The organism is Rhodobacter viridis (genome assembly GCF_003217355.1).
GTDB classification, from domain to species: domain Bacteria; phylum Pseudomonadota; class Alphaproteobacteria; order Rhodobacterales; family Rhodobacteraceae; genus Rhodobacter; species Rhodobacter viridis.
Map to the genome: position 1 here is coordinate 245,140 of NZ_QJTK01000001.1, position 20,149 is coordinate 265,288.

The 20,149-nt window shown below is 66.5% G+C and carries 22 protein-coding genes; 3 read left to right on the plus strand and 19 right to left on the minus strand.

The genetic code is table 11. The annotated features are described in order from the left end of the window. Positions 1-10 precede the first annotated feature (10 nt). The 5 genes from C8J30_RS01160 to infC all read right to left on the minus strand — a co-directional run bounded on the left by C8J30_RS01160 (position 11) and on the right by infC (position 4,599). Complete coding sequence (locus tag C8J30_RS01160; RefSeq protein WP_110803896.1) at positions 11-1,081, minus strand: GSCFA domain-containing protein; 1,071 nt, start codon at positions 1,079-1,081, stop codon at positions 11-13. Further along, positions 1,078-1,890 carry a hypothetical protein gene (locus tag C8J30_RS01165; RefSeq protein WP_110803897.1) on the minus strand — a complete coding sequence of 271 codons (813 nt, stop codon included), beginning with the start codon at positions 1,888-1,890 and terminating at the stop codon, positions 1,078-1,080. The genes C8J30_RS01160 and C8J30_RS01165 overlap by 4 nt, the downstream gene beginning before the upstream one ends. Then, positions 1,887-2,918 carry a hypothetical protein gene (locus C8J30_RS01170; RefSeq protein ID WP_110803898.1) on the minus strand — a complete coding sequence of 344 codons (1,032 nt, stop codon included), beginning with the start codon at positions 2,916-2,918 and terminating at the stop codon, positions 1,887-1,889. Before C8J30_RS01170 ends, C8J30_RS01165 begins: the two co-directional genes overlap by 4 nt. A gap of 353 nt (positions 2,919-3,271) precedes the next feature. Further along, entirely contained in the window at positions 3,272-3,859 is a 588-nt protein-coding gene (locus C8J30_RS01175) for a L,D-transpeptidase (protein WP_110803899.1), read from the minus strand. 152 nt (positions 3,860-4,011) lie between these two features. Next, positions 4,012-4,599 (minus strand): translation initiation factor IF-3, encoded by a 588-nt coding sequence (infC, locus tag C8J30_RS01180; RefSeq protein WP_449421195.1) that lies wholly within the window; start codon positions 4,597-4,599, stop codon positions 4,012-4,014. Positions 4,600-4,890: 291 nt separating this feature from the next. Between infC and C8J30_RS01185 the strand changes: the two genes are divergently transcribed. Continuing rightward, a complete protein-coding gene (locus tag C8J30_RS01185; protein ID WP_181420726.1) occupies positions 4,891-6,045 on the plus strand; it encodes a hypothetical protein in 1,155 nt (384 codons plus the stop codon). On the opposite strand, the gene C8J30_RS01190 is transcribed toward C8J30_RS01185, so the two are convergent. The 6 genes from C8J30_RS01190 to cobA all read right to left on the minus strand — a co-directional run bounded on the left by C8J30_RS01190 (position 5,936) and on the right by cobA (position 10,776). After that, complete coding sequence (locus tag C8J30_RS01190) at positions 5,936-6,748, minus strand: ferredoxin--NADP reductase (RefSeq protein WP_181420727.1); 813 nt, start codon at positions 6,746-6,748, stop codon at positions 5,936-5,938. The two genes, C8J30_RS01185 and C8J30_RS01190, sit on opposite strands and share 110 nt — an antisense overlap. 155 nt (positions 6,749-6,903) lie before the next feature. Continuing rightward, the gene (locus C8J30_RS01195) at positions 6,904-7,290 is read right to left on the minus strand and encodes a DUF934 domain-containing protein (RefSeq protein ID WP_110803900.1); all 387 of its coding nucleotides are present in this window, start codon (positions 7,288-7,290) and stop codon (positions 6,904-6,906) included. Beyond that, the gene (locus C8J30_RS01200; RefSeq protein ID WP_110803901.1) at positions 7,287-8,057 is read right to left on the minus strand and encodes a phosphoadenylyl-sulfate reductase; all 771 of its coding nucleotides are present in this window, start codon (positions 8,055-8,057) and stop codon (positions 7,287-7,289) included. The genes C8J30_RS01195 and C8J30_RS01200 overlap by 4 nt, the downstream gene beginning before the upstream one ends. Further along, entirely contained in the window at positions 8,047-9,708 is a 1,662-nt protein-coding gene (locus tag C8J30_RS01205) for a nitrite/sulfite reductase (protein ID WP_110803902.1), read from the minus strand. Before C8J30_RS01205 ends, C8J30_RS01200 begins: the two co-directional genes overlap by 11 nt. Beyond that, complete coding sequence (locus C8J30_RS01210; RefSeq protein ID WP_110803903.1) at positions 9,701-10,015, minus strand: DUF2849 domain-containing protein; 315 nt, start codon at positions 10,013-10,015, stop codon at positions 9,701-9,703. The genes C8J30_RS01205 and C8J30_RS01210 overlap by 8 nt, the downstream gene beginning before the upstream one ends. Continuing rightward, the gene (gene cobA / locus C8J30_RS01215) at positions 10,012-10,776 is read right to left on the minus strand and encodes a uroporphyrinogen-III C-methyltransferase (RefSeq protein ID WP_110803904.1); all 765 of its coding nucleotides are present in this window, start codon (positions 10,774-10,776) and stop codon (positions 10,012-10,014) included. The genes C8J30_RS01210 and cobA overlap by 4 nt, the downstream gene beginning before the upstream one ends. Positions 10,777-10,907: 131 nt before the next feature. On the opposite strand from cobA, the gene C8J30_RS01220 reads away from it, so the two are divergent. Next, positions 10,908-11,369, plus strand: a complete 462-nt coding sequence (locus C8J30_RS01220) for an Lrp/AsnC family transcriptional regulator (protein WP_110803905.1) — start codon at positions 10,908-10,910, stop codon at positions 11,367-11,369. 107 nt (positions 11,370-11,476) lie between these two features. On the opposite strand, the gene C8J30_RS01225 is transcribed toward C8J30_RS01220, so the two are convergent. From C8J30_RS01225 to C8J30_RS01245, 5 genes are all read right to left on the minus strand, one after another. After that, complete coding sequence (locus C8J30_RS01225) at positions 11,477-11,986, minus strand: hypothetical protein (RefSeq protein WP_110803906.1); 510 nt, start codon at positions 11,984-11,986, stop codon at positions 11,477-11,479. A gap of 330 nt (positions 11,987-12,316) precedes the next feature. After that, on the minus strand, positions 12,317-13,060 hold the full coding sequence (tpiA, locus tag C8J30_RS01230) for a triose-phosphate isomerase (protein ID WP_110803907.1): 744 nt from the start codon (positions 13,058-13,060) through the stop codon (positions 12,317-12,319). Between the two features lie 69 nt (positions 13,061-13,129). Further along, positions 13,130-13,489, minus strand: a complete 360-nt coding sequence (locus C8J30_RS01235) for a HesB/IscA family protein (protein ID WP_110803908.1) — start codon at positions 13,487-13,489, stop codon at positions 13,130-13,132. 70 nt (positions 13,490-13,559) lie between these two features. Next, positions 13,560-14,633: an alkene reductase gene (locus tag C8J30_RS01240; protein WP_110803909.1), complete on the minus strand. Its 1,074-nt coding sequence runs from the start codon at positions 14,631-14,633 to the stop codon at positions 13,560-13,562. A 92-nt stretch (positions 14,634-14,725) separates the two neighbouring features. After that, on the minus strand, positions 14,726-15,091 hold the full coding sequence (locus C8J30_RS01245; protein ID WP_110803910.1) for an SUF system Fe-S cluster assembly protein: 366 nt from the start codon (positions 15,089-15,091) through the stop codon (positions 14,726-14,728). 399 nt (positions 15,092-15,490) lie between these two features. Between C8J30_RS01245 and tgt the strand changes: the two genes are divergently transcribed. Further along, the gene (tgt, locus tag C8J30_RS01250; protein ID WP_110803911.1) at positions 15,491-16,618 is read left to right on the plus strand and encodes a tRNA guanosine(34) transglycosylase Tgt; all 1,128 of its coding nucleotides are present in this window, start codon (positions 15,491-15,493) and stop codon (positions 16,616-16,618) included. Here the strand turns inward: tgt and trhA are convergent. The 3 genes from trhA to C8J30_RS01265 all read right to left on the minus strand — a co-directional run bounded on the left by trhA (position 16,615) and on the right by C8J30_RS01265 (position 20,142). After that, complete coding sequence (gene trhA / locus C8J30_RS01255) at positions 16,615-17,259, minus strand: PAQR family membrane homeostasis protein TrhA (RefSeq protein ID WP_110803912.1); 645 nt, start codon at positions 17,257-17,259, stop codon at positions 16,615-16,617. The two genes, tgt and trhA, sit on opposite strands and share 4 nt — an antisense overlap. A 220-nt stretch (positions 17,260-17,479) precedes the next feature. After that, on the minus strand, positions 17,480-18,949 hold the full coding sequence (locus C8J30_RS01260; protein WP_110803913.1) for a carboxypeptidase M32: 1,470 nt from the start codon (positions 18,947-18,949) through the stop codon (positions 17,480-17,482). Next, positions 18,946-20,142 carry a COX15/CtaA family protein gene (locus C8J30_RS01265; protein WP_146227843.1) on the minus strand — a complete coding sequence of 399 codons (1,197 nt, stop codon included), beginning with the start codon at positions 20,140-20,142 and terminating at the stop codon, positions 18,946-18,948. Before C8J30_RS01265 ends, C8J30_RS01260 begins: the two co-directional genes overlap by 4 nt. Positions 20,143-20,149: the final 7 nt, after the last annotated feature.

Genomic DNA, 20,149 nt, shown 5'->3' on the forward strand with positions numbered 1-20,149 from the left:
GTTTCCGCCTTTATTTTCGGCGCTTTGCCCGGCGTTCTTCGCGCGCGGCCTTGCGTTCCTGACGCTCGGCCCGGCGCGCGGCGCGGTCTTCGCTCGGGGTCTCCTCGACGGCCTCGATCGGCGCGGCCGCGTCCCCCAGATGCGCGCGGGTAAAGACCGCCATCACCTGCGCCACCGACGCCTCGCGCACCGAGCGCAGGTTCGGCTCGAACCACGCCCCCCCGGCCTTCACCGAGGTGACCAGTTCATAGGAGGGGAAATAATCCACCTCCGGGTGATCGGCCTGCATCTCGCCCGCGACGGCGCGCAGCACGGATTTCGAGAGCGTGGTGGCCGTCAGCACATGCGCCTCCGAAGCGGTCGCGGTCAGCGGCACCGGCGAGACGGTGAGCAGCACCCGCAGCGCCGGGTTCAGCGCCTTGAGCCGGGCGAGCGCGGCTTCCAGATCGGCCTTCACCTCGGCCGTGCGGAAATTCGCGAAAGCATGGATCTCGGGGTCGTAGCTGCCCGCGATCGTGCCGGGCGCGGTCGCATAGACCTGACCCGAGGGCTTGTGCAGCCAGGCCTCGGTCAGGCCCAGCGTGAAGATGAAGACATCGGCTTGGCCGAAGACCTCGCGCACCTTTTCAAGGTGCTTTGCCCGCTCCGCCTTGACCGCTTCGGCGCTGGCAAAGCCGCTCGGTTCGATATTGGGGCGCAGCGCGTCGTAGAAGCGGCCGTCCTTTTCCCAGATCGCATCGAAATCGCGGGGGCTGCCCCAGGCCTCCTCGATCAGCTGGCGCAGCTGGCGGGTGGTGTAGAGGTTGCCGTACCGCGCCGAATACATGTCATAGCCGTGGTTCGGCCCGTCTTCGGGGGCGATGTGGCCCGGGCGCGGCTCGGCGTCAAGCACGTTGAAGCCGTTTCTGCGCAAGGCCCGGCCGACATGCTGGGCAAAGCAGGACCCCGCGGTGACGATGCGGTCGGTCTTTGTCAGCTCCCAGCGCGGGCGATAGAGGTCGGGCGGCGGATAGGCGGCCTCGGCCATGCCGGTGCGCCAGAAGGCGCGGGCGTCGATGCCTTGATAGGGCGAGCGGGTCATGCGGGCACTCCTTCAATATCGCAGGCCGCGGTCAGGGCGGGATGGATCGCCGCCCAGCAGGCCAGTCCGAAATCGGCATTCATATGCGAGGCGTCGGTGCCGCCGCCCTCGCCGGAAATCAGCCGCGAGGCCTCCTTGTTATAGGCGCCGCGGGTGGTCACGCCATCGGCGACGGTCTCGGGCGGTTGCGGCACGAAGATCGCATGGGGCGCAAGCGCCGCACCGACCGCGCGCAGGAACATCTCGCCGATCGCCGGACCGTCGCCCGCGCGGATCGCCTTGTCCCAGCCGTAATCCGAGACCCCCTCGGGCGCCTGTCGCGCCCAGTCGGCCCAATGCGGCTCGGCCAGCGCCAGAACCGGTTTGTCGGTGGCGCCGCGCAACCGCTCCGCATGCTCGAAAAGCTGCGTGCTGCGATAGCGTTCGGTCAGGAACGCCTCGGCGAAGGCCGGATGCACCAGTGTCTTGCCCGCCGTGCCCGAAAGCCCGACCCAGGCGTGGCTCTTGTAAAAGCGCAAGATGCGCTTCGAGGACATGTTGAGCCCGATCAGCAGGAAGGCGTCGAAGCGCGCCAGATCGATCCGGTCATAGCCGCCCGACAACTGGCGGAAATGGCTGGTGATCTTTTGCCGCGTCGGCACGAGCGCGCCGTCTTGCAGCGCGACATGGCGCATCCCGTCCGAGGGCGCGCCGAAGAAGGTCGGCTCGATGGCGTCCCAGCCCGGAACCGCCTCGGCCATCAGCCGGTCCCAGCCCAGTTTGATCGCCCCGATATGGGAATTGCCGATCACGCACAGCCGCAGGGTCATTTCGAAAACGCCTCCAGCAGCTCGTCTTCGCACATCACTTTCGCGGTTCTTCCCTTGTCCCTTGCTTCGGCTTTCGCCTTGCGTTTGGCGCGGCGCTCGGGGTCTTTCTGCCGGGCCTTGCGGTCTGTCTCGGGCGGGGGGGCGAGCGGTGCCGCCGTGCCCTCGACCAGATCGAGCAGATCCGCCCCGCCACAGAGCCGCGTGATCAGCGTGGCAAGGCGGTCGAAATCACGGCCCTCGGCGGGCAGAGTGGCAAGCCGCGCCACCAGCGCATCCAGCACCGGGTCCTGTGCGACACGGTCTTCGGCGCGCGCCCAGGCGGCGGCCCGGGACGCGACAAGGGCATGGGCGGCCCGCGTCTCGCTCGAGGCCTCCGCCGGGGCGGGCAGCACGATCAGCCGCAGCGCCGCCTTCGGGGCCAGTGTCGTCAGCGCCGCTTGCAGCCGGGCAAAGCCCGCGTCAAGCGCGTCGGCTGTTCCCGGCGCCTCGGGCCAGCCGGGGGGGACGACGCCCGGCGCCGGGCGGGGCGCGAGGCGCCCGCTCTGCGGATCGCACAGAAGCACGGGGGCGGAAAGCGGCAGGATCAGCGTTTCAGTCTCGCCCAGAAGCTTCGCCAGCGCATCAAGATGCGCCGCGCGATAGGCGGTGGCGGCCGCCACATCGGGCAGGCCCGCCGGATCGACTTCGGGACGGGCGGCATCGATCTGCGTGCCATCGGGCTGCGGCCAGAGGAGCGGGGCAGGGCGAGCCGCGACCTCTTCAAGCAACTGCGCGATCAGCCGCACATCGCCCAGACGCCCGGCGCGGGCCGAAGCCAGCCCATAGTGAAACCGCGCCAGAAGCTCTGCCGAGGCCTGTTTCGGCCCGGGTTCGGCATCGGCGAGCGCGGCCCCGCCGCGTCGCAGCGCCTGCGCCAGCGGCAGGGCGGGATCGGCGCCCAGAAGGCTGAGCCGGATCGTGCCCGCCACCACAGGCGCTGCCGGCGCGTCCACGGCGTCGGTGTCGGGCTCGTCATCTGCGTCGGTCATCTGTCCTGCCTTCTTTTCGCTGCAGAGTATGCGTCGTGCCCGCAGTTTGAAAGCCAATCATGGACAATTCAGGGCAAAGCCGGGGTTCTTTGCGACGCTCTGCGGGGCGTCGCGATGCTGCGCTGCCAAAATGTCGCAGCGATCGTTAACGGCGTATTGACCTATGTCAAAGTAGTTTCGCCCCCGAAGCCGCTAGAAACGGCCCATCAGGTTCCCGATCTCCCTGAAACGGCGCAAGCCAGCGGAACCTGAACAAAGAACCCGGACGTTCTCCCTCGTCGGGTTCCAAATAACGCGCTGCGGGCCTCCCTCCCGCAGCGCTTTATTTTTGGCCCATCGCTTTCGGGACGGGGTCAGAGCACCTTCACCTGCGTGCCGACAGGGCAAAGCGGATAGAGCACCTCGACCTGCGCGTTGAAGAGCCCGATGCAGCCCGACGAGCTTTTGCGGCCGATCTTGCGGGTGTCGTGGGTGCCGTGGATGATGTAGGCGGGCCAATCGAGATACATCGCCCGCGTGCCCAAGGGATTGTCCGGCCCCGGACCCATCGGATGCAGGCTCGGATCGGCGGCCATCATCGAGGCAGTGGGCGTCCAGCTTGGATTTTCGCGCTTGCGCACGATCTCGGTATAGCCGGTGCGGGTCAGTTCCGGGCTTTTCGGCACCGAGGTCGGATAGACGCGGTAATCCGCCCCCTCGGCCGCCCAGTAATGCAGCGCCTTCGACACCGTGTCGGCGATCAGCGTCACCCGGTCGAGCCGGTCGAAATGCTCGCGCCAGTCGATCGTGCGGAAGGCCGAGACATTGGCGCGCGTCGGCGGGGCCACGATCGCGGGCTGGGCGGCCATCGGCACGTCCTGCGTGCCCGCCCGCAGAACCGACGGCGCGAACAGCGCGACGGCGCCGGAACCGATGAGCAGACGACGGGTGAGACGGGGCATCCTTGCCTCCTGAATTATGAATATTGCAGATGCATAATTCGAAAAAGGCGGGGCGGGTTCCAGTCAATTCCTGTCACGAGCGAGTGAGAGGGGGACGAGATGAAAAAGGCCCCCCGGACGGGAGGCCGTTTTTCGTGCCGAGATCGCAGCGCTTATTTCGGCGCGATCATCATCACCATCTGGCGGCCTTCAAGCTTCGGCATCGATTCGACCTTGCCGGCATCGCCGACATCGCCCACGACCCGGTTCAGAAGTTCCATGCCAAGCTGCTGGTGCGCCATCTCGCGGCCGCGGAAGCGAAGGGTGACCTTCACCTTGTCGCCTTCCTCCAGGAATTTCATCACCGAGCGCATCTTGACCTCGTAGTCATGCGTATCGGTGCCCGGGCGGAACTTGATTTCCTTGATCTCGATGACCTTCTGCTTCTTGCGAGCTTCGGCCTCTTTCTTCTGCTGTTCGTATTTGAACTTGCCGAAGTCCATGATCTTGCAGACCGGCGGAACGGCGGTCGGCGAGATTTCCACGAGGTCGAGCCCGGCCTCTTCGGCCATCTGCATCGCACGGGCGGGCGTGACCACGCCGACGTTCTCCCCATCCGCCCCGATCAGGCGGATTTCAGGCGCGCGGATGCGGTCGTTGATCCGGGGGCCGGTCTCGCGTTGCGGCGGGGCATTGTGCGGTCTGCGGGCTATGGCTCTGATCCTTTTGTGGTGAGCGAATGGCGCGCAAAATAGGGGCAGGGGCCTTGTCTTTCAACCGGATTCCGCAGCCGTCTCGGCGGGAATCGGCTTGTGCTTCGAAAAAGGCGGCAATGCGACACGTTTCCTTATTCCCAAGTGCAGGCGATAGTTGGAATTGTTGATCGTTCCCATGAGAATCCCAACATGAAAAGGGGGGAAGAATGACCGAAGTGAAATGGAAAGACCTGCCGCAAAATGCCAAGGCGACGCTTGGCATTATCGGCGGGGGGATCCTGCTGGCCCTGATCCTTGGCCTGATGTCGCCGGGTCGCACCGTGGTCACCGTGCCCGTTGACGAACTGCCGCCGGGTGTTCCGGCGACCCCGGCCGCCGCGGCTCCGGCTCCGGCCGCTGAAGCTGCTGATCCGGCCGCTGAAGCTGCTGCTCCGGCCGCTGAAGCCGCTGCCCCGGCCGCTGAAGCTGCTGCTCCGGCCGCTGAAGCTGCCGCTCCGGCCGCTGAAGCTGCCGCTCCGGCCGCTGAAGTTGCCGCTCCGGCCGCTGAAGCTGCTGCTCCTGCCGCTGAAGCCGCCGCTCCGGCTGCTGAAGCCGCTGCTCCGGCCGCTGAAGCCGCCGCCCCGGCCGCTGAAGCTGCTGCTCCGGCTGCTGAAGCTGCTGCCCCGGCTGCTGAAGCCGCTGCCCCGGCCGCGGAAGCCGCCGCCCCGGCCGCGGAAGCCGCTGCCCCGGCCGCTGAAGCCGCTGCTCCGGCTGCTGAAGCTGCCGCTCCGGCCGCTGAAGCCGCTGCCCCGGCCGCTGAAGCCGCTGCCCCGGCTGCTGAAGCCGCTGCCCCGGCCGCTGAAGCCGCTGCCCCGGCCGCTGAAGCCGCTGCTCCGGCCGCTGAAGCCGCTGCTCCCGCCGCTGAAGCCGCTGCCCCGGCTGCTGAAGCTGCTGCTCCGGCCGCTGAAGCCGCCGCTCCGGCCGCTGAAGCTGCCGCTCCGGCCGCTGAAGCCGCTGCCCCGGCCGCTGAAGCCGCTGCTCCGGCCGCTGAAGCCGCTGCTCCGGCTGCTGAAGCTGCCGCTCCGGCTGCTGAAGCTGCTGCCCCGGCCGCTGAGGCCGCTGCCCCGGCCGCTGAAGCTGCTCCGGTTGCCGAAGCTGCTCCGGTTGACCCGGTCGCCGCTGCGCTCGCCGCTGCCGAAGCTGCCAAGGTTGCCGCTGCTGCCGCCACTGCTGCCGCTGCCGCTGCCGAAGCCGCCGCTGCCGCCGTCGCGAAATAAGCGCCACGCGCTTGACCTCGGAAACGCCGCCCTTCGGGGCGGCGTTTTCTTTTGCCCCGCCCGAACCCGGCCAAAGAAAAAGGCCGCCCCGAGAGGGACGGCCCGTTTCGATCCTGTCGTCAGGCTCAGATGCCTTCGCCGACGAAGGCCTTTTCCACAACGAATTCGCGCGGCTCGGAATTGGCGCCTTCGCGCAGGCCGTAGCTTTCCAGAACCTTCATCACGTCGACGTTGAAGGCGAGCGAGCCGCAGACCATCGCGCGGTCGGTTTCCGGGTTCATCGGCGTGATGCCCAGATCTTCGAACACCTTGCCCGAGGCGAGGTTGTCGGTGATCCGGCCCATGTGATGGAAATCTTCCCGCGTGGTGGTCGGGTAGTATTTCAGCTTGCCCTCGACCATCTCGCCGATCAGCGGGTCATCTTGCAGCGCCTCGACCAGTTGGCGGCCGTATTCCAGCTCGGCCACGGTGCGGCAGGTGTGCATCATGATGACTTCATCGAATTTCTCGTAGGCCTCGGGCTCGCGCATCAGCGAGGCGAAGGGCGCAATGCCGGTGCCGGTGGCCAGGAACCACAGCCGCTTGCCCGGAAGCAGCGCGTCGATGACGAGCGTACCGACGGGTTTCGGGCGCAAGATGATCTGCTCGCCCACCTGGATGTGCTGCAGACGCGAGGTCAGCGGGCCATCCGGCACCTTGATCGAGTAGAATTCGAGTTCCTCGTCCCAGGCGGGCGAGGCGATCGAATAGGCACGCATGATCGGCTTGCCGTTGTCGTCCAGAAGCCCGATCATCACGAACTCGCCCGAGCGGAAGCGCAGCGTCTGCGGACGCGTCACGCGGAACGAAAACAGCGTGTCGGTCCAGTGCCGGACAGAGGTCACCGTCTGCGCATCGGGCAGGACTTTCGCGGGGGCAATCGGGGTGGTCTCGTTCACGGTCGTCTCGTCTTTGAGGCCCGAAGGGGCGATGAAGAAGCGCCGCACCGGCGCGAAGGCGGCGCGGCAGGAAACATGTGCCGCAATTACCACAAAAGGCGGCGGCGTGCCATGACTATGGGCAAATGCCCCCTGCGACCTTTCGCGTCAAGCGATCACGCTGTCGCAACCGAGCCGAAGAGGCGTGCGCGATAGTCATGCGCCTGCCAGTCTGCGCGGGCGAGCCATTGCGCCTCGCCCTGACGCGCGGCCAGATCATCGGGGATTTCCACCTCGTCAAAGCCAGACCGCCGCGCCATGCCGTATTGATCGGCGATGAGCGGCCCGGTGGCGCGCAGACGGCCGGTATAGCCCGCATCGCGGATCAGGCGACCAAGGGTGAAACCGCGGCCATCCGAGAAGCTCGGGAACAGCACCTTCACCAGCGCGGCCCCCGCGACCAGATCGGCCAGCGCCTCGGGGGCGGTGGTCGGGGGGATCTCGATCGCCACCCCGGTGAAATCCTCGGGCGCAAAGCCCGTGTCGCGCACGATCACACTCATGCCACCTTGTCCTTGTCGCTGCTGTCGGCGGTTTCCTCGGCTTCGGCCGGTTTGACCCGCACCATCTTGCCGCCGATGAAGTGGATGCCGCATTCGGTCTTTTGCGAGCCGCGCCAACGGCCTGCGCGCGGGTCTTCGCCCGGTTTCACCGGCGAGGTGCAGGGCGCGCAGCCGATCGACGGGTAGCCCTTGGCCACCAGAGGATGCCGCGGCAGGCGGTTTTGCACCATGTATTCTTCCAGATCCTCGCGGCCCCAATGCGCCAGCGGATTGATCTTCATCCGCGTGGGCGTTTCGACTTCGAAGAAGTCGATATCGGCGCGGGTCGAGCCCTGATAGCGCTTGCGCCCGGTGATCCAGGCGTCAAAGCCCGAAAGCGCGGCTTCCAGCGGCACCGTCTTGCGCAAATTGCAGCAGGCGTCGGTGTTGAACTGATGCAGCGTGCCATCGGGGTCGTCGATCGCGAGCGCGGCTTTCGTCGCACGGATGGTGCGGATCTCCGACAGGCCGAGCTTCGAGGCGACCTCCTGCTGATAGGCCAGCGTCTCGGGGAAAAGCATCATCGTGTCGACGAAAAGCACCGGCGTCGCCGGGGCGATCAGCGAGACCATGTGCAACAGCACGACCGATTCTGCGCCGAACGAGCTCACCATCGCGACGCGCCCGGTGTCGGGATCGGCCAAGGCCTTCTCCATCACCGAGATGGCGGCATGGTGGCGGTAGCGCTCGTTCAGCCCCGCAACGCGGGGGCCGATGTCAGGCAGCATCTTGGGCCTCTCCATATAGCGCCAGGCGGAAGGGCTCGCGGCCAAGCCGGTGGAGCGCCGCAAGGAAGGTTTCGTCCGCCGAAAGCCTTTGCGCCAGATAGGCGCGCACCAGCCGTTCGATCGCGGGCACGACGGCGTCATAGGCAAAGCCCGGCCCCATCTTTTCGCCGATCGAGGCCTCGGGCCCTTCCGAGCCGCCAAGGGTGATCTGGTAGTTTTCCGCCCCGGCGCGGTCGAGACCAAGGATGCCGATCGCGCCCAGATGGTGATGGCCGCAGGCGTTGATGCAGCCCGAGATCTTCAGCGGCAACGGGCCGATCTCTTCGACCAGACCCAGGGTCTCGAAATGCTGCGCGATCTCTTGTGCGAGCGGGATCGAGCGCGCGGTGGCCAGTGCGCAGTAATCCATGCCCGGACAGGCGATCATGTCGGAGATCAGCCCGATATTCGCTGCGGCGAGACCAACCTTGATCAGCGCCGCATGCAGTGCGGGCAGATCGGCGCGGGCGACATGGGGCAGGACGATGTTCTGCATGTGGCTGATGCGCAATTCGCCATAACCGTAAAGGTCGGCAAGGTCGGCCACCGTGCGCATCTGGTCGGCCGAGACATCGCCCGGTTCTTCGCCCGGGGTCTTGACCGAGATCGTCACCACCGCATGATCGGTGGCCTTGTGATCGGTGACCGAGTGCTTCGCCCAAGCCGCGAAGAGCGGATCGGCCGCCAGCGTCGCGGCATAGGGGGCCGGGTCTTTCGACACCAGATCGGGCAAAGCGAAATGCGGGGTGATCTCGGCCAGAAGCGCCTGATCGGCGCCGCTGAACTGCGGCTTGATGCGGGCGAATTCCTGCTCGACCAGATCGCGGAAGGGCTCGATCCCGGTCTCGAAGACGGTGATCTTGATGCGCGCCTTGTATTTGTTGTCGCGCCGCCCGATCAGGTTGTAGGCGGCAAGGATCGCTTCCAGATAGGGCAGCAGATCGGCCTTGGGAAGGAAGTCCCGCAGCTCGGGCGCCAGCATCGGCGTGCGGCCAAGCCCGCCGCCGACCAGCACGCGGAAGCCGGTCTCGCCATGACGGCGGATCAGTTGCAGACCCACGTCATGGGCGCGGATCGCGGCGCGGTCGTCGGGGCTGCCAGTGATCGCGATCTTGAACTTGCGCGGCAGGAACTGGAATTCGGCGTGATCCGAGGACCATTGCCGGATGAGCTCGGCATAGGGGCGGGGGTCTTCGATCTCGTCGGCGGCGGCGCCGGCAAAGGCGTCGGTCGTCACGTTGCGGATGCAGTTGCCCGAGGTCTGGATCGCATGCAGCCCGTCCTCGGCCAACCGTTCCAGAATGTCGGGCGTGTCGGTCAGCTTGATCCAGTTGAACTGGATGTTCTGGCGCGTGGTGAAATGGCCGTAGCCGCGGTCAAAGCGCTCGGCCACATCGGCGAGCGCCCGCATCTGGTTCGACGAGAGCGTGCCATAAGGGATCGCCACGCGCAGCATGTAGGCGTGCAGCTGCAGGTAAAGCCCGTTCATCAGCCGCAGCGGGCGAAATTCGTCTTCGGTCAGACTGCCGTCGAGCCGTCGCGCCACCTGATCGCGAAACTGCGCCACGCGGTTGCGGACGAAGGCTTCGTCGAAGTCGGAGTATTCATACATGTGCGGCTTCCTTGGCGGCGGCTTCTTTCGTCGGGCGGATCGAGGGGCCCTTGGCGCGGAACTGCTCGCGCAGGGCGACCGGAACCGGGCCCTGCGGTCCGGGCGTCACATCGACCAGATAGACGCCCACCGCAACCGTCTTGTGACCCATCGCGGTGAGCAGGCGCAGCTGCGCCTCGGCCTCGTCGGTCAGGACCTCGGCTTCGGCAATGTCGCGCACCCAGTCTTCGGCGGCCGAGAAATAGACGACGTGACCGGCGCGCAGATCATTGGCGCTGACGACTTTGGGAACGAAGGAACGACTCATATCACGGCCTCGAGCGATTGGGCGGCGGCCAAGCGGGGCGCGAGGCCGAACAGGATGACGGCGGGACCTTCCAGACGCACGGCGGCGGCGGGCAGATCGGCAAGGGTTGTGGCAAGCACGCGCTCCTCGGCGCGGGAGGCGTTTTCTACGAGTGTGACCGGGGTCGTGGCAAGGGCGCCGTGCATCATCAGACGCCCCTGAAGGAAACGTGCGGCTTTCTTGCCCATGTAGATCGCGGCCACGCTGCCCGGACGGGCGAGGCTCGCCCAGTCGGCCTCGTTGAAGCCCTCGGCATCATGGCCGGTGACGATGCGCAACTCCTTGTTGCGGCCGCGCTCGGTCAGGCTCTGGCCAAGGCTCGCCGCGGCGGCCGAGGCGGCGGTGATGCCGGGCAGGACGGTATGAGCGACCCCCGCCGCATCGAGCGCATCAAGTTCTTCGCCCAGCCGTCCGAAGATGCCCGGATCGCCGGATTTCAGCCGCAGCACGTTGCGCCCGTCGCGCGCGAAGCCCAGCATCAGCGCGATGATCTCGTCTTGCGGCATGTGCGCGCCAAAGCCGGTCTTGCCGGTCTCGATCAGCAGCGCCTGCGGCCCGGCCAGCGCCAGCACCTCGGCCGAGACGAGCGTGTCGTGCAAGATCACATCGGCCGACGCCAGCGCCCGCGCCACCGCAAGCGTCAGATGATCGACGGCGCCCGGACCTGCCCCGGCCAGCGTCACATGTCCAAAGCCCTGAGTCTCGGAAGCGGTCTGGGTCATGGCGGTCTCCTTTGGACGCCAATATAGGAAATTCTTCCCCTCGAACGCCATGCCCCCTTGCGAATAAGGAACTTCGTTTCCTATTCTGGCCGCGGCAGAGGAGATTTCCTGCAAAATGGGGGAAAAGACGAATGGCAGTCCGGCTCGACGAGATGGATCGGAAGATCCTGTTCCAGTTGCAGGACGATGCGAGCCAGTCGCTGGATGAAATCGCCCGCAAGGTCGGCTCGTCAAAGACCCCGGTCTGGAACCGCATCCGCAAGATGAAGGATCTGGGCGTGATCGGGCGGCAGACGGTGCTGCTTGATGCCGAGGCGCTGGGGCTCGAAGCCTGTTTCTTCGTGCTGATCCGCACCTCGGAACACGAGGCGGACTGGCAGCGCCGGTTTCTGGCGACGCTGCGGGCACGGCCCGAGGTGCTCGAGGCGCATCGGCTGGCGGGCGATATCGATTACATCCTGAAGGTGCGGGTGAAGAACGCGCGCGCCTATGACCTCTTTTATCAGGCGCTGATTTCCGAGGTGAAGATCTACAACGTCACAGCACTTCTGAGCATGGAAGAGATCAAGTCGACGACGATCCTGCCGGTCTAGGCGGGGAGAGGCCCACCGTCGCGCCCGGTGCCTTGCGACACGGCCGATGCGCAGAAAACCGCGCACCGGCCGTGTTGTGCCGCAAGCCAGGGCGCCAGAGCGCCGCGTCAGCTTGCGCGGCGCCGCGCCCGCAATGCCCCCAGCAGACCGAGCGCACCGACCAGAAGCCCGCCCGCTGCCGGAACGGGGGCTGGCGTCGGCGTGATCTCGGTGATCGTGAAATCGCTGACGATATGCATGATCGTTCCGGGGTCGAGCGGATCGAAATACAGATTGATGTAGTGATATCCGCCCTCTGTCCGACGCGTCACGCGCAGGTTTTCGGGGGGGATGCTGGTGACAACGATGATATCGTTGAGCTCGTCCGGACCGGCGGTGGCTGCACCAACCGGAATTCGAAAGTGCAGATCGCCCCACCAGAAGGTCGTGACGAAATACTCATCCCAGTCGAACAGAAAATATCCTACCCCCGGGGTGGTCCAGACATGTGGCGATGCATCCCCGGTTCCCGAAGCGCCTTCAACGGTGATGGTGGAGGCCTGCGCTGCGGACGGGTTGGTGCCAAGGGCTGCAATGCCAAGGGCCAGCGCACAAGCAAGTGTCGTTCTCAACTTCATTTGAGGTTCTCCCAAATTGTGCCTGTGATGTGAAACGAAATGGGCCGGGTGATTTTCACCCGACGCAAAACTCCCATGCCCGCTACCGCTTGGCAAGAAAAGACACACCTTAAAGTTGTGCGCCGACAAACAGTGCATCACGAAGTTGTGCCTTGCGGCGCCAAGCACGGCTCATGCAGTCGCCCTGTGCAAGGCACAGCGCGCGCCGACGCGAGGCGAAAACGAAAGGGCGCCCGAACCGAGCGCCCTTGGGCTTCATCTTGCCGAAAATACCTCGGGGGTCTGGGGGCGGCGCCCCAAGCCTGCCTCAGGCCGCCCCCAAGGCTTGCCTCAGGCTGCGTCGAGCGCGCTCAGGATCGCGCCGAAATCGGCGGCCTTGAGCGAGGCGCCACCGACGAGCGCGCCATCGACGTTCGAGGTCGCAAAGATCTCGGTCGCGTTCGAGGGTTTCACCGAACCGCCGTAAAGAAGCCGCATGCCTTCGCCCTCGGTGCCGAAGCGCGCGACGAGTTCGGCGCGCAGGAAATCATGCACTTCCGCGATCTGTTCCAGCGTCGGCGTGCGGCCGGTGCCGATCGCCCAGACAGGTTCATAAGCGATGACCGTATTCGCGGCGGTGGCGCCGTCGGGCACCGAGCCCGCGAGTTGCGCGCCAACGAGCGCCAGCGTCTCGCCCGCATCGCGCTGCGCTTCGGTTTCGCCCACGCAGATCACCGCGACGAGACCGGCGGCGCGGGCCGCGGCGGCCTTGGCGCAAACCATGTCAGAGCTTTCGCCGTGATCGGCGCGGCGTTCCGAATGGCCAAGGATCACATGGCTCGCGCCGCAATCGGCCAGCATCTCGGCCGCGATATCGCCCGTATGCGCGCCCGAGGCCTTCATGTGGCAATCCTGACCGCCGACGGCGATCTTGCCCGCAGCCGCCGTCGCCATCGCGGCCACAAGGGTGGCGGGCGGGCAGAGCAGCACCTCGGATTTCGGACTGGGATGCGCCGCGATCAGCGCCGCCACTTCGGCGAGGCTCGCCTTCGTGCCGTTCATCTTCCAGTTGCCCGCGGCCAGTTTTCTGCGCATCGACGCCTCCTTGTCAAAGTCGGGCGCAGATTAGGCGGGCGCGCGGCCCGTGCAAGCAAGAAATGGGCCTCAGCCCGCGGGGGCGTCGCGGAATTTTACCGACTCGCCGCAGCCGCAGCTTTCGACGACATTCGGGTTGCGGAATTTGAAGCCCGATTCGAGCATCGTTTCCTCGTAGTCGATTTCGGTGCCGATCAGGAACATCTGCGCCAAGGGCGCGATCAGCACCCGCGCCGGGCCTTCCTCGACGACGATATCCATCGGATCGGCCTCGGCTGCGATGTCCATCGTGTATTCCATGCCCGCGCAGCCGCCCTTCTTGACGCCGATGCGAAAGCCTGCCGCGCCCTCGCGTTGCATCAGGGCGGCGATCTGCTCGACGGCGGCGGGGGTCAGGGTGACGGGCGGTTTTCCGGGGATGGCGAACATGGGAAACTCCTTTCGCCTCAAGATAGGCGGGCGGGGGCGGTCCGGCAAGCGCGCCGGGCCGCCCGGAAGATCAGGCGAGGAACGGATAGTCGGTGTAGCCCTCGGCGCCGCCGCCATACATCAGCGCCAGACGCAGCGGGTTCCACTCGGCATCGCGGTCAAGCCGCGCCACCAGATCGGGGTTGGCGATGAAGGGTTTGCCGAAGGCGATGGCCGCCGCCTGACCGCCGGCCACCGCGGCCAGCGCGCTCGCGCGGTCATAGCCGTTGTTGGCGATATAGGGGGCGCGGATCGCCTCGCGCAGCGCTTCGAGTTCGCCCGCGGGCCAGTCGCGCGGACCGCCGGTCTGGCCCTCGACCATGTGAACGTAAGCCAGCGGCCGGTCGTTCAACGCCGCGATCGCCGCGCCGAACAGCGCGGGCGTGTCGCTGTCGAGGCCGACATTGTTGGCGTTGGAATAAGGCGAGAGCCGCACGCCGACCCGTCCCGGGCCCCAGACCGCGACGCAGGCATCGATGGCGCCTGCGAGGAAGCGGATGCGGTTCGCGATCGGGCCGCCCCAAGCGTCGGTGCGCTTGTTCGCGGTGTCGCGCAGGAACTGGTCGATCAGATAGCCATTCGCCGCATGCACCTCGACCCCGTCAAAGCCCGCCTGTTTCGCCAGCTGCGCGGCATGGCCGTAATCGAGGAAGGTGCGCTCGATGTCTTCCTCGGTCATTTCGCGCGGCATCCCGGTTTCGACGAAGCCGGTGCCGTCGAAGGTCTTCGAGGCGGCCGAAATCGCCGAAGGGGCGACCGGGGTCACGCCGTCGATGATCGAGGCGTGCGAGACGCGGCCGACATGCCAGAGCTGAATGACGATCTTGCCGCCCTCTGCATGGACGGCCTCGGTGACCTTGGCCCAAGCCGCCGCCTGCGCCTCGGTATGGATGCCCGGCGTCCAGGCATAGCCCTGGGCCACGGGCGAGATCTGCGCGCCCTCGGTCACGATCAGCCCCGCCGTCGCGCGCTGCCGGTAATACTCCACCGTCAGATCGGTGGGCATCCGGTCGGGGGCACGGTTGCGGGTGAGCGGCGCCATGACGACGCGGTTGGCGATGGAAATATCCCCGAGCTTGCCGGGGGAAAACAGGGTGTCGGTCATCTGACCCTCCGTTCGAGAAGACCCTCAGCCTAAGCGATCGGCAAGGTCAGGCAAGGGCCGGGCTGCACAGAGGCGCTGTCCGCCCTGCACAATCACATGAAGCCGAGTTCGAGCCGGGCTTCGTCGGACATCATGTCCATGCCCCAGGCGGGGTCGAAGGTCATCTCGATCTCGCAGCGCTGCACGCCCTCGACCGCCTCGACCGCATCTTGCAGCCATTGCGGCATCTCGCCCGCCACCGGACAGCCCGGCGCGGTGAGGGTCATGGTGATGGCGACGACGCCATCTTCGCCGATCTTGATCGTGTAGATCAGGCCCAGATCGAAGATGTTGACCGGGATTTCCGGGTCGAAGACGGTGCGACAAGCTTCGACCACCGAGGCGTAAAGCGGGTGCTCGAGGTCGGAAGGCGCAATCAGCGGGGCCCCTTCGGGGAGCGTCTGTTCGGTGCTGGTCATGACTCTCTCGGACGATTTCCTAGAGTTTATATAGGGTATCTGGGGGCGAGGTAAAGGCCGACAGTGCAGAGCGCAGAGGGTGTGCCAAGTGGTGTTTCGCCGAGGCCTTGCCTCGGCGACCCGGCGGGGGGCGCTGCCCCCCGCACCCCCCGGGCGTATTTTGCCAAGGAAAAGCAGGGCGTTCAGCCTGTTGCCGGGGCTCACATGCAAACACATGCGGCTGCTGCGTCCGGTTTTTCTTCTTGGCGCAAATACGCCGGGGGTGCGGGGGCGGAGCCCCCGCCCCGGTCGCCTCGGGCTTGCCTGAGGCGAAACCCCTGCCGCCGCTGAAACCCTGCTTGCGCGCCTCGCTTTCCCTTTTGGCGCATCACTGCTACATGCGCGGCAAAGGAGCGCCCGATGACCCAGTTCAGCTTCAGCCTTTCCGCCACCGATGGCGCCGCCCGCGCCGGGGTGATTCATACGCCGCGGGGCGAGATTCGCACCCCCGCCTTCATGCCCGTCGGCACCGCTGCGACGGTGAAGGCGATGATGCCTGAAAGCGTGCGCGCGACCGGCGCCGACATCCTGCTGGGCAACACCTACCATCTGATGCTGCGCCCCACCGCCGAGCGCATCGCGCGGCTGGGCGGGTTGCACAAGTTCATGAACTGGGAGCGCCCGATCCTGACCGACTCGGGCGGGTTTCAGGTGATGAGCCTGGCTTCCTTGCGCAAGCTGACCGAGGAAGGCGTGACCTTTTCCAGCCATATCGACGGCTCGAAGCACCATCTGAGCCCCGAACGCTCGATGGAGATCCAGAAGCTTCTGGGCTCCGACATCGTGATGGCCTTTGACGAATGCCCGGCGCTGCCTGCCGATGATGCGACGGTGGCGAAGTCGATGCGGCTTTCGATGCGGTGGGCCGAGCGAAGCCGCGATGCCTTTGGTGATCGGCCCGGGCATGCGCTGTTCGGCATCATGCAGGGCGGTGTCACGCGCGAACTTCGTGAGGAAAGTGCCGAGAAACTCAAGGAGATCGGCTTTGACGGCTATGCGGTCGGCGGCCTTGCCGTGGGCGAGGGGCAGGAGGCGATGTTCTCGGTTCTCGACTATGCGCCGGGGTTCCTGCCCGCAGACAAGCCGCGCTATCTGATGGGCGTGGGCAAGCCCGACGACATCGTCGGCGCGGTCGAGCGCGGCATCGACATGATGGATTGCGTGCTGCCTTCGCGTTCGGGGCGGACCGGGCAGGCCTGGACCCGGCGCGGCCAGATCAACATCAAGAACGCGCGCCACATGGACGACCCGCGCCCGCTCGACGAGGCTTGTGGCTGCCCGGCCTGCCGGAACTATTCCCGCGCCTATCTGCACCATGTCTTCAAGGCGCAGGAGATGATCTCGGGCATGCTGCTGACCTGGCACAACCTGCATTACTATCAGGATCTGATGGCCGGTCTGCGCGAAGCGATTGCGGCCGGGCGGCTCTCGGCCTTCGTGGCCGAGTTCCATGCCGCGCGCGCGGAAGGCGATATCGATCCGCTTTAATGCCCGGCGATCAGGATGACGGCGGCGTAATGCGTCGCCGCCGCCGCGATCACATGGCCGTGCCAGATCGCGCGGGAAAACGGCATCCGCTTCAGCTTGTAGAACACCGTGCCGATCAGATAGACCGCGCCGCCGATGCCGAGAAGGATCAGCACGGCGAGCGGCAGCCGCTCGATCAGCGGCCAGATGGCGACGAGGCCCAGAAGCCCCATCACGAGGTACAGCAGAAATCCGGCCTTTTCGGCGGTGTGGAAGAAGCCGAGCTTCATCACCATGCCGATCACCGCCAGCGCCCAGATCGTCACGGTCAGCGCGATGCCGACCTTGCCGCCGAGCCCGATCAGCGCCATTGGCGTGTAGGTTCCCGCGATCAGCAGATAGATCGCGGCGTGATCGAAGCGGCGCAGCACCGCGCGGGCGGGGGCGTAAAGCGTCAGGTTGTAGCCGGCCGAAAAGCCGAAAGAGGCGATCAGCCCCACCGCATAGACGACGAGCGGCCAGATCTTCGGCCCAAGCCCCGCCATCGCCGCCCAGACCATCAGCGCCGAGACGGCGGCGACCGCGAAGGTCACCCCCAGAACATGCATCACGCCATCGGCGAAATGCTCGCGAAAACTGTGGGCCAGCTGGTGTCGGGTCATGGTTGCCTCCGGGGATCGAGCCAGTCTAGCACCCGCCGCGGGCACACCAAAGGCTGACGCGGCGTAATCTGGCAAAGGGGCAGGGGGGCGCTGCCCCCCGTCCCTGCGGGACTCCCCCCGGGATATTTGAGGCAAGATAAAACAGTCCCGGCTTTTATCTTGTCTCAAATATCTCGGGGGGCCGAGGCATCGCCTCGGCGGGGGCAGAGCCCCCTTTGCCTCAGAGCTTGTAGATGGCGGCGTATTTCGTTTCGAGATAGTCGAGCAGCGGCTCTTCGGTGGGCTCGAACCCGCAGGCGGTCACGATCGTTTCGCGCGGGGGGCGCAAGCCGCCGTGGCGTTGCAGCGTGTCGCGCAGCCAGTCGGTGGCGGGTTTCGCCGACCCCCCGGCCAGCGCCGCGTCGATCCCCGGCACGGCCGCGCGCATCGCCTTGTTCAGGCAGCCTGCATAGACGTTGCCCAAGCTGTAGGTCGGGAAATAGCCGAAGAGGCCACAAGACCAGTGCACATCCTGCAAGAAGCCCTGCGAGGGCTTTTCGACCGCGACGCCGAAATCGGACAGGAACCGGGCGTTCCAGGCCGCTTCCAGATCGGTGACCTCGAGCTTGCCGGTGATCAGATGCCGCTCCAGATCGAAGCGCAGCATGATGTGCAGGTTGTAATGCAGCTCGTCGGCCTCTGTGCGGATGAAGCCCGGATTGACCCGGTTCACCACCGCATGGAAGGCCTCGGCGCTGGTCACGCCGAAATCGCCGAAGGCGTCGACCATGCGCTGATAGAGCCAGCCGGTGAAGGCGGCCGAGCGGCCGAGCTGGTTTTCATAGATCCGGCTCTGGCTCTCATGCACCCCCATCGAAACGCCGCGGCCCAAGGGCGTGAAGGCATACTCGGGCGAAATCCCCTGTTCGTAGCAGGCGTGGCCGACCTCGTGGATGGTCGAATAGAGGCAGTTGAAGGGCTCGCTTTCGCACACGCGCGTGGTGATGCGCACATCGCGCCCCGAGCCCGAGCAGAACGGATGCACGACGAGATCCAGCCGCCCCTGCGTCCAGTCGTACCCGAAAGCCGAGGCGCAGATGCGGGCGATGCGCAGCTGCGTCGCCTCGGGGAAGACATGGGTCAGTTCGGTCGGCTGGTGTTCCGATCCGAGCACCTTTTCGCGCAGTGCGACAAGGCGCGGCCGCATCCGGTCGAACATCGCGCCGATTTGGCGATGCGTGGCGCCCGGTTCGTAATCATCCAGCAGCGCGTCATAAAGATCGCCCTCGGAGAGGCAGGCGGCTTCCTCGCGCTTCAGCGCCACCATCTGCGCCAGCGTCGGCAGGAAGGCGGCCGGGTCTTCGGCGGCCCGCGCCTCAGCCCAGACGCCCTGCGCCAGCGAGGTCAGGCGGGCAAGTTCGGTGGCGAGCCGCGCCGGAATGCGGGTCGCGCGGTTGTAATTGCGCCCGGCGAGATCGAGCAGCCGGGCCTCGGCCGGGGTCGTCGCCTCGGCGCGGGCGAGCCAATCCTCGATCCGCGGATCGGTGCGGCGCGCATGCAGGATCGATTCCATCGCCGCCAGTTCCTCGGCCCGCTGTTCGGCGGCGCCCCGCGGCATCATCGTTTCCTGATCCCAGCCCAGACGCTCGGCCACATAGGTCAGCGCCTCGGTTTCGCGAAGGTAAGCTTTCAGGTCGGCCAGAGCACTCATTTGATCCCCCGGATCGATTGCACGCGCGGATAGCGCGCGAGGAAGCGCGCGCGAATGAGGAAGAGCCACAGCGCCAGCGCGCCGCCCAGATGCGCAAGGCGCAGGTGCAGCGGATCACCATGCAAAAGCGTCACGACGCCCAGCACCGCCTGCAGCCCGATCCAGACCGTGGCGAGCACGAAGGCCGTGCGCGTCACCCCATGCACCGAGCGGCGCGAGCGGAGCAGCGCGAAGAGCCCGAGCGCCAGAAGCAGATAGCCGAGCGCTCGGTGGCTGAACTGCAAAAGCCCCTGATTTTCCAGCGCATTGCGCCACACAGGTTCAAGCGAAAGCAGATCGGGCGGCAGCCAGGCCCCGCCCATCATCGGCCAATCGGTGAAGACCGCGCCCGCGCCGATGCCGGTGACAAGCCCGCCGACGAGCAGTTGCAGGAAGCTCAGATGCATCAGACCCGTGGCCAGCCCGAACAGCCCCGGTTCCGCCTGACGACGGGCCGAGATCAGCGCGGCCTCGGTCCGGGCTGCCAGAAGCGCATACCAGAAGGCAAAGCCCACGAGCGCGAAGGCAAGGCCAAGGCGCAGCGTGGCGAAGGGGGCGGTGCCGATCGTGGTCTTGGCAAGATTGATCTTTGCCACGGCGAGGTCTGCGGCCTTTGCCACCTGCTCTTGCGGGGTGGGCGGGGCGACCACGGGGGCTGCGACAGGCGCAGGCGTCGGCGGCGTTGCGGGCAGGAGTTGCAGCGGCGGCAGCGCGCCCGTCTGCGGCAGCACCTCGGCCGCAGGTTCGGGCGACAAGGCCTTGGAAAGCTGGGAGATCGGCGTGGGGTCCGAGGCCGCGAGCAGCAGGCAGCCAAGGCCCAGCCCGGCGACGCGCATCCCCCAGCCGGGCGGCAGGCGGCGGCTGACAGCCAGACCGAGCGCGCCAAGCGCCCAGACCGCGAAGAGCGCCAGCCCGGTGTAGGGCTGGACCAGATCGAGTTCGGCAATGCCGAAGCCCGGCGTCGCATCAAGGCCGAGTTGCAGCACCGCCAGCACGATCAGCGAAACCATCCAGAGCATCAGCGCCTTGCGCGCGCCTTTCGGCCGCGCGTCGATCATGCCGCCTTTCGGCGCCACGGGCATCTGTTTCGGGGTCTCGACGCCCACCTCTTCGAAGATCGCACGAGAGCGGTTCTTGGCGGGTTTCATCCCCATGCGCGGG

Bases quoted from the DNA above. Each gene is read 5' to 3' on its own strand.
- C8J30_RS01225 (WP_110803906.1), bottom strand. From the start codon at position 11,986: ATGAAGTTGAGAACGACACTTGCTTGTGCGCTGGCCCTTGGCATTGCA.
- C8J30_RS01210 (WP_110803903.1), bottom strand. From the start codon at position 10,015: ATGAGTCGTTCCTTCGTTCCCAAAGTCGTCAGCGCCAATGATCTGCGC.
- C8J30_RS01195 (WP_110803900.1), bottom strand. From the start codon at position 7,290: ATGAGTGTGATCGTGCGCGACACGGGCTTTGCGCCCGAGGATTTCACC.
- C8J30_RS01165 (WP_110803897.1), bottom strand. From the start codon at position 1,890: ATGACCCTGCGGCTGTGCGTGATCGGCAATTCCCATATCGGGGCGATC.
- cobA (WP_110803904.1), bottom strand. From the start codon at position 10,776: ATGACCCAGACCGCTTCCGAGACTCAGGGCTTTGGACATGTGACGCTG.
- C8J30_RS01175 (WP_110803899.1), bottom strand. From the start codon at position 3,859: ATGCCCCGTCTCACCCGTCGTCTGCTCATCGGTTCCGGCGCCGTCGCG.
- C8J30_RS01245 (WP_110803910.1), bottom strand. From the start codon at position 15,091: ATGACCAGCACCGAACAGACGCTCCCCGAAGGGGCCCCGCTGATTGCG.
- C8J30_RS01220 (WP_110803905.1), top strand. From the start codon at position 10,908: ATGGCAGTCCGGCTCGACGAGATGGATCGGAAGATCCTGTTCCAGTTG.
- tgt (WP_110803911.1), top strand. From the start codon at position 15,491: ATGACCCAGTTCAGCTTCAGCCTTTCCGCCACCGATGGCGCCGCCCGC.
- tpiA (WP_110803907.1), bottom strand. From the start codon at position 13,060: ATGCGCAGAAAACTGGCCGCGGGCAACTGGAAGATGAACGGCACGAAG.
- trhA (WP_110803912.1), bottom strand. From the start codon at position 17,259: ATGACCCGACACCAGCTGGCCCACAGTTTTCGCGAGCATTTCGCCGAT.
- C8J30_RS01160 (WP_110803896.1), bottom strand. From the start codon at position 1,081: ATGACCCGCTCGCCCTATCAAGGCATCGACGCCCGCGCCTTCTGGCGC.
- C8J30_RS01170 (WP_110803898.1), bottom strand. From the start codon at position 2,918: ATGACCGACGCAGATGACGAGCCCGACACCGACGCCGTGGACGCGCCG.
- C8J30_RS01265 (WP_146227843.1), bottom strand. From the start codon at position 20,142: ATGGGGATGAAACCCGCCAAGAACCGCTCTCGTGCGATCTTCGAAGAG.
- C8J30_RS01235 (WP_110803908.1), bottom strand. From the start codon at position 13,489: ATGTTCGCCATCCCCGGAAAACCGCCCGTCACCCTGACCCCCGCCGCC.
- C8J30_RS01205 (WP_110803902.1), bottom strand. From the start codon at position 9,708: ATGTATGAATACTCCGACTTCGACGAAGCCTTCGTCCGCAACCGCGTG.
- C8J30_RS01200 (WP_110803901.1), bottom strand. From the start codon at position 8,057: ATGCTGCCTGACATCGGCCCCCGCGTTGCGGGGCTGAACGAGCGCTAC.
- C8J30_RS01240 (WP_110803909.1), bottom strand. From the start codon at position 14,633: ATGACCGACACCCTGTTTTCCCCCGGCAAGCTCGGGGATATTTCCATC.
- C8J30_RS01260 (WP_110803913.1), bottom strand. From the start codon at position 18,949: ATGAGTGCTCTGGCCGACCTGAAAGCTTACCTTCGCGAAACCGAGGCG.